Source organism: Lentzea sp. NPDC006480 (assembly GCF_040611995.1).
In the GTDB taxonomy this organism is placed as follows: domain Bacteria; phylum Actinomycetota; class Actinomycetes; order Mycobacteriales; family Pseudonocardiaceae; genus Lentzea.
Window position 1 is genome coordinate 1 of record NZ_JBEXPJ010000274.1, and the last position, 6998, is coordinate 6998.

The 6998-nt window shown below is 65.3% G+C and carries 5 protein-coding genes; 1 reads left to right on the forward strand and 4 read right to left on the reverse strand.

Annotation, left to right across the window (positions count from 1 at the left end):
• Window positions 1-149: 149 nt before the first annotated feature.
• From ABZX92_RS44440 to ABZX92_RS44455, 4 genes are all read right to left on the reverse strand, one after another.
• Window positions 150-836 carry a transposase gene (locus ABZX92_RS44440; protein WP_355572005.1) on the reverse strand — a complete coding sequence of 229 codons (687 nt, stop codon included), beginning with the start codon at window positions 834-836 and terminating at the stop codon, window positions 150-152.
• A 60-nt stretch (window positions 837-896) separates the two neighbouring features.
• Complete coding sequence (locus ABZX92_RS44445) at window positions 897-1238, reverse strand: transposase (protein ID WP_355572007.1); 342 nt, start codon at window positions 1236-1238, stop codon at window positions 897-899.
• Window positions 1235-1468, reverse strand: a complete 234-nt coding sequence (locus ABZX92_RS44450) for a helix-turn-helix domain-containing protein (protein ID WP_355572009.1) — start codon at window positions 1466-1468, stop codon at window positions 1235-1237. Before ABZX92_RS44450 ends, ABZX92_RS44445 begins: the two co-directional genes overlap by 4 nt.
• 166 nt (window positions 1469-1634) lie before the next feature.
• On the reverse strand, window positions 1635-1973 hold the full coding sequence (locus ABZX92_RS44455; protein WP_355572011.1) for a hypothetical protein: 339 nt from the start codon (window positions 1971-1973) through the stop codon (window positions 1635-1637).
• Between the two features lie 128 nt (window positions 1974-2101).
• Between ABZX92_RS44455 and ABZX92_RS44460 the strand changes: the two genes are divergently transcribed.
• On the forward strand, window positions 2102-6433 hold the full coding sequence (locus ABZX92_RS44460; RefSeq protein ID WP_355572013.1) for an NB-ARC domain-containing protein: 4332 nt from the start codon (window positions 2102-2104) through the stop codon (window positions 6431-6433).
• Window positions 6434-6998: the final 565 nt, after the last annotated feature.

A 6998-nucleotide genomic window follows, 5' to 3' on the forward strand; every position in this document is an offset into this window, starting at 1 on the left:
GGTTCGAGTCCCTGGCGGCGTACTCCGGAGAAGCGGGTAGAGATTCGTCTCTACCTGCTTTTTTGCATTTCGAGTGCTCATCTTCATTCTCCGTTCCCACGTTGTGGATCATGGTTTGCGAGCCCGAGGACATCCCTGGGATTAAGGGGTCACGCCGCAGCGAGGTGGTGCGCCCACGCGGTGGCCTCGTTGTAGGTGGTGCGGCTGGCGAGGCAGCCGTCGAGGATGCCGACGAGACGGTTGGCGAGGTGGCGCAGGGCGGCGTTGTGTGGCACGCCGCGGGCGCGTTGGCGGTCGTAGTAGGCCCGTGCGCCTGGTGAGGTGCTCAGCGCGCTCATCGCTTGGCGCATGAGCGAGTCGACCAGTCTGGTGTTGCGTACATATCGGCAATTGACGGTGGTCTTGCGGCCGGAGGCGACGGTGACAGGGCTGGTTCCGGCGTAGTTCTTGCGGGCCTTCGGGCTGGCGTACCGGGTGCGGTCGTCCCCGAACTCGCCGAGTGCCCTGGCGCTCAAGGTCTCGCCCATACCTGGCTGAGACAGGTAGATCTCCGCATCCGCGTGCTTGCGCAGGCGCTTGACCATCTCGTTCTCGAGAGCGGTGACCTCCGCAATGACCGCGGCGATCACTGCCACCGACGACTTCACCGTCACGGCGTACGCCCGTTGCAAAGCCATGGGCACGCGGAGATGCTTGGAGTTCAGAGCCGAGCGAATCGCCTCCGCTCGCTCGTCGATCTTTCGCCTGCCTGCACGCTGGAGCGCTGCGACGATCTGCTCCCGCGTGACCTTGACCGCGGCATCTGGGTCCGGGGCGCGCTTCAGCAGGTCGAGCACGTCAGGAGCGGCGAGATCTTCACCGAACGCGGCTAGTGCGGCTGGGTAGAAGTTCCTGAGTTATGCCCGCAGGCGTGCGACTTGGCGTTGCCGGTCCCAGATCCGCGTCTGGCGGACGCGGGCGAGCAGATTGATCGCCTCGGACAGGTCGCTGTCGCCGGCAACCGGGCGTAGCTGGTGGGAATCGGTGCGTACGATGTTGGCCAACGTGTGCGCGTCGGCGGCGTCGCTCTTAGCACCCGACAAGACGAACCGCTCGCGAAACCGGCCGGTCTGACGCAGGTTCACCGCGAACACCCGGTACCCGGCCGCGACGAGTGCCGTCACCCACGGGCCGCGATCGGTCTCAATCGCGATCAACACCTGTTCGGGCCTGACCCCGTCGGAGTGGTCGGCGATCAACCCCGCACAACAGAAGATGCCGCCGAGGTGATCGGCGGCGCCCCTGTCCTGCCACTCGTCGGGTTACTGCCGTTGCGCCAGCGTTTGCCGGTCCGGACGTTGATCCCGACGATCTTGCATGCTTCCCGACTGCTCACGCCCTGACGCACGAGCGCAAGATAGGCCTCGCGCTCGCGCGTCAGACGACGACGGCCCTGATTGATCGACCGATCTCGAATCTCGAAGTCCATCGCAACCCCTGAACTGGGGTGTTGCGACGACTCCTAGAACCCAAGGAGTGAGCGGGGGGCGCGGTCTCCGTCTCCGCGTGATTTGCTTGCTGTGAGATCTGAATGTGAGGAAGCCGGGCCAGACCCTGGACAGGTTGGCCCGGCTGCTTCGCGGTGGAGCAGGCTGTCAGCCGCCTGCGTGCCTCTTGCGCTTGCCGATCTTCTTGCGAGGGCCCTGCTTCCCGAGGGGGGATCTCGACACGAGTTCGTCGCGCCGCGTTCCCTGGTCATGCCGGCAGCGTCCCGCGCGCAACAGCAGTTCAAGAACCCGGAATGCGGCCGAGCGGCGGGACCGGCGCGTGGACAGGGCGGCGACGAGCGCGATCGTCGCGAACACGGCGAGGATCACAACCGCTCCTCCGGCTGAGAACTGCCCGGCACCGGGCACGCAGGACGAGGTTGTTACGACAGCGACGGTTGCGGCGATTGCCTTGTTGATGGTGCGACCGGACGTACGAATCGGCATGTTGGGCCTCCACTCGGTGGCTGATGTCGAGATCGACCTTCGGCATCCGGCCGTCCGATTTCGTCAATCGGACGGATCGGAAATCGGATGCGCGTGCGACCGCAGCCACTGCTAAGAGGAGGGCCTTGATGACGGCTGCGGACCCTATGCCGACCACGCGTGCCCGGTTACACGAGCTGTACCAGGCGGTGGGCAGCCCCAGCCACGAGGTGTTGAAGACACGGGCGTCACTTACCGCTCGGCAGCTGCCGACCTCCACGTCGCATGACTTGCTCGAAAGCAAGCGGCTGTCCAGATGGGCCACCATCGAGGCCTTCGTGGTCGCGTGCCGCGAGCACGGAAAGTCGATCAAGTTCGATCTCCCCGCCGACCTGTTCGACCTCGGAGAATGGAAGCGCCTGTACGACCAGGAAGCCCGACCGTCGTCGCACGCCACATCGATGAAGGCGGACAACGCTCCACCGCTGTTGTTCAACGTGCACCGGGTCGTCGACCACTTCAGCGGCAGAGAGAAGCTGCTTTCCGACCTGTCCGACCGACTGGTTCCCGGACCGGTTGCCGAAGTGCGAATCCTTGCCGTGCTGGGGCTTGGCGGGATCGGCAAGACGCAGCTCGCGGCCGAGTTCTGCCGGAGGGCGTCAGAACACTTCGGGATCATCGCCTGGTTACCGGCGCACGACACGGTCACCCTGCGAGAGCAGTTCGTGGCGCTGGGCAGGCGGCTCGGCGTGGTCGGCGGCGAGGGTGACGACCTCGTCGCATTGACCAGTGAACGGCTGGCCTCCGAGGCGCGGCCGTGGTTGCTCGTGCTGGACAACGTCGAGCAGGACACGGACTTCGTCAACGTCTACCCGCGACACGGCAACGGAAGCGTGCTGATCACATCCCGGTTCCAGGGCTTGAAAGAGTTCCCTTCACTCCCCGTGAAGGCGCTCGAGCTGAACGAATGCGTCGAATACCTGCTCAAGGCCACCAGCAGGGACGAACTGGACGGTGCGCGCCGACTCGCGTCTGCCGTGGGAGGGCTGCCCCTCGCCCTGTCCCACGCCGTCGCCTACGTGCGCGAGATGTCGATGCCATTCGACGAGTACCTGGAAACGCTAGAGAATCTGCCAGCCAGGGACTTGCTGAACACGAAGCCGTCGGCGTTCTACCAGGGTGCCATCGCCAGCACCTGGCAGCGTTCGTTCCAGGCCGCCGCAGCGGTGTCGAATTTGGCGCCACGCATGCTCGAGCGTCTCAGTTTCCTGAGCCCCGTAGGTGTCCCTCACGAGATGTCCCACGGTCCGTCGGCCGCCGAGGCACTCCAAACCGACAAGTGGCAACTGCAGAACGCGCTTCGGGCGCTCAGCCAGTTCTCCCTGGTGGAGATGACCGAGCGCACCGTAGAGATCCACCGGATGGTCCAGAAGGTGACCAGGGAGGACGTGGCACATCGTCGTGAGCAGAAGGAGGTGCTTACGTCACTCGGAAGGATCATGACGGTCGCGCTCTCGGCGGAGGGGGTACAGCACGATTGGAACTGGTCCGTCGAGATACGGCCGCACCTGTTCCTGCTGCTCCACTGGTTCCGCGCCCAATCGATGCGGGACCTGCAGAACGACGTGGTCGTGGCGGCCCTGTGGCAGTGCGCCCGCGCGGCGGCAACCTCACCCATCGAGGTGGTCAACAAGACGACGGGCCTGGTGTCTGGACTCCGTGACATCCGGCGCCATGCCCCGGCCGCGGAGTTGGGCGGCGGAGATCTCGGGGTTCTCCTGACCGCGTGCCTGGGTGATCCCGATGAGTCGGCGGTCCCCGCCGCATGCAAACGCCTGGCCAAGGGCCGTGCCTCGGATCACGACGTCGCATGTGCGCTGTACCTGGTGCTGCACATTCGTGGAGCCGAGGCCCAAACCTTGATCCTGAGTAGGAACGATCGCGTTCGTGCCGTGCTCACCGCGCACTCGGCCTGGACGGCCTGCGTGCGCTTCGCATGCGCCCAGGCGGCACCGGATCAAGCGGCGGTCGCGGCGCTGGAAGCGGGGACCGTGGTCGGTGACCCGATGGCGGTCGGGCGCTGGCTCACCACCTTGACCGACCTGTTTCCGCGTCAAGCCGAAAGCCGTCTCCGCCGATACGCCTCGAACCACGAGCAGATCACGTTGGCGCTGGCCAAGAACCTGGAGAACCAGCGCAGGTTCGACGAGAGATTGGACGTGCTCAGGGCCGGAATCGCGCTCGGTCCGCAGGTTCCGATGCGGCTCGCGAGCGTGCTCCTAGAAGGCGGCAGGCGGGCAGACGCACAGGAAGTTCTACGCAGGGCCGTCCACGTGCCGCAGGCCGCCATCAGGCTTGCTTCTCTCCTGCAGGAGGACGGTGACGACGCTGGAGCGGAAGCCGTGTTGCGACCATGGGCGGGCAAGGAGGCCAACGCCACCCTGGAACTGGCCAGACTGCTGCTGCGCACCGACCGGCACGACGACGCCGAAGAGGTGCTGGTTCGTCCCGCTCGTGTGTGGCCAGAAGCAGCGTTGCTGGCACACGGCTTCCAGGTGGGCCGCGGCGACCTCGTCGGGGCCGCCACCACCCTCAAGCCTCACCTCGGCAACGATCGAGTGAGATCCGCAGCGAACAAGATCGTTGCACGCGTCCACAACTCGGATTCCGCTTACACCACCGTGATGTCCGAGTTGAGCGGTGTGCCGCAGTCGGAACGCGCGCGGAAGAGGGCGAACAAGAAGTTCAAGGTCGTCCGGCCGGCGCCCGGGCCGGTGATCGCTCAAGCGCACGAGTACATGACCGAGGCAGCGTACGAGGACGTCGTGCAGACGCTGGTGCCTGCTGCGGAGTGGTCGAGTCCAGCCGAAAGAAGCCACGCGGTCGTCAATGCGGCCAAGCAGTTCGCCGCCACCGGCGACCGCGCGAGCGCCGCAGCGCTGCTCGCGCACTTCTCCGGCACGCTGCCCGCCGCCGCGCTGGAACTGGCCTGGATGAAGCTGCGCGATGGAGATCACGAGGCGGCACTCGAACTCGCTGTCGCGCACCTCGACCAGGCACGAACCGATCCAGACATCGCCATCCAAATCTCCCGCGTGCAGCAGAAGGTGGGTCCGCCCGCTGACGCGCTGGCGACCTTGGAGATGGTGGCTGAACCCGACCTCAACGTCCTCATGCGCACCGCCGATCTGCTGGCCCTCACCGGTCAACCAGACCTGGCGCTTCGGATCCTGCTGCCCCATCTGGATAATCCCCACCCGATCGGACGGTTCAGGAAGATCTGCGATGCCCACGACCTGTACGAGGCAGGTCTCACCCTGCTCGCGGAACTGCCGAAAAGCGACGCAGTGCGCGACCTCGCGAGCCGTCTCGACCGCAAACGCCACGACGGCCTCGAACGCGCCGTGAACCTCGCCTGGTTCTATGGAAACCGCAAGAGGGCCGTGGAACTCCTGTCCGGCATGGACTCTCCCGAACCGCGAATCCTCGCCCGGTTGCTGGAATGCCTGACGATCAACGGTGAGACAGATCGTGTGTTCGACCTACTCACCAGAACGCTGCCGACCCAGCGGGCAATGACGATGCAGGCTGTCGAGCTCTGCTCCGAGATTGCGGATCTCGCCACCGCGGAGCGGTTGCTCGGCGGACTGGTCCACGGCACCACCGACGCCGCCATCGGTCTCTCCGGGATCGCGTTTAAGGTGGACGACAAACTGAGAGCGGAGGGATTCCTGGCAGCCCACGCCGATCAGACCCTGGTCAGGTCCATCGCGAACCTACTCGCCATGGACCTGACCGACCCCGTGACAGCCGTCAAACTGGCCCACGAGCTGATTGCCATGGGCCACCTGGGTTTCGCTGAGAGCGTGCTCGAGCCGGTCAGCCACGAGAGAAGCGCACGGGTCGAGCTCGCAGACCTGCTCCGCACCCGGCTGGCCTTCGACGAGTGCCGTGCGCTGCTCGCAGACCTCGCCGAGACCTTCCTCCCGGCTGCCTGTTCGACGGCGACCGCCTGGCTGCGCAACGGAAACCCTAACGAGGCCGAGCGAACGCTCCGAAACTACCGCGGGACACCGACCAAGGTCACCTACCTCGCCCGGTTCATGCTGTCGGTGCGCGAGCGGCCGGGTGACGCGGTGATGGTCGCAAAGAACTTCCTGAACTGGGGACAGAAGCGCTGCGCCTACGAGGTGCTGCAGGTGACCGACAAGCAGACAGACTCCCGCGTTCGCGACCTTTACCAGTTGCACGACATGTACCCGACCAACGAGCACCGCTCCGCGATCGGCCGTGTCCGGCTCCGCGCGCTCTACCGAGACTACAACCTCGCGTTGACCGTCTGGCCGGACTTCCGCTCGGACCTCAGGCCGGAATCGAATCGACAACGCCTGGCCTCGGTCATCAGGGCAACGATCCAGCCCTCGGCGGGCCCTGAAGCAGGCGAGGAGGACATACACCCACCGCCAGCCGAGGTCGACTGAATCGTCGCCTTGTACCGGAGAGGTGGGCCCGGCGCGGAGCAAATCCTGCTGGAAGTGGTAATAGTCCTCAGAACTCCGACACTGCCACAGAGCGACCACTAGCTGCACCAAGGTCGCAATCCATCCTGATGCATCAAGGTCGAGGATCACGCGGTCGGCTGGTTCGAACGGCACGTCATCAATCAGCAGAGTCACAAGGAAGTGTCACTTCCTTACAGGTCCGCCGCGCCGAACCACAGCTGCTCACACCACAATCTCTAGGCAGCTTGCCGCAAGACATCAAACCGACGATCGTTGCGATGATCACGGTGACCGCCCGCGACACGTCCTGCAGGATCCCCGATTGCGAGCCCGAAACGGGCCCGAGATCCCTGACCTGCAACGACACCGACTGACACTGGCCAGCAAGCGAGGCTCCCGGATCCTGTACATGAGGTGCGGAAACGGCATTCGCCAACACCACCCGACACCGCCGTCAAGGCTCACCCGAGGACTCTTAATCAGCGGGTCCGGGGTTCGAGTCCCTGGCGGCGTACTCCGGAGAAGCGGGTAGAGATTCGTCTCT

Coding starts and splice junctions, on each gene's coding strand:
- ABZX92_RS44450 (WP_355572009.1), bottom strand. CDS start 1,468: ATGGACTTCGAGATTCGAGATCGGTCGATCAATCAGGGCCGTCGTCGT.
- ABZX92_RS44455 (WP_355572011.1), bottom strand. CDS start 1,973: ATGCCGATTCGTACGTCCGGTCGCACCATCAACAAGGCAATCGCCGCA.
- ABZX92_RS44460 (WP_355572013.1), top strand. CDS start 2,102: ATGACGGCTGCGGACCCTATGCCGACCACGCGTGCCCGGTTACACGAG.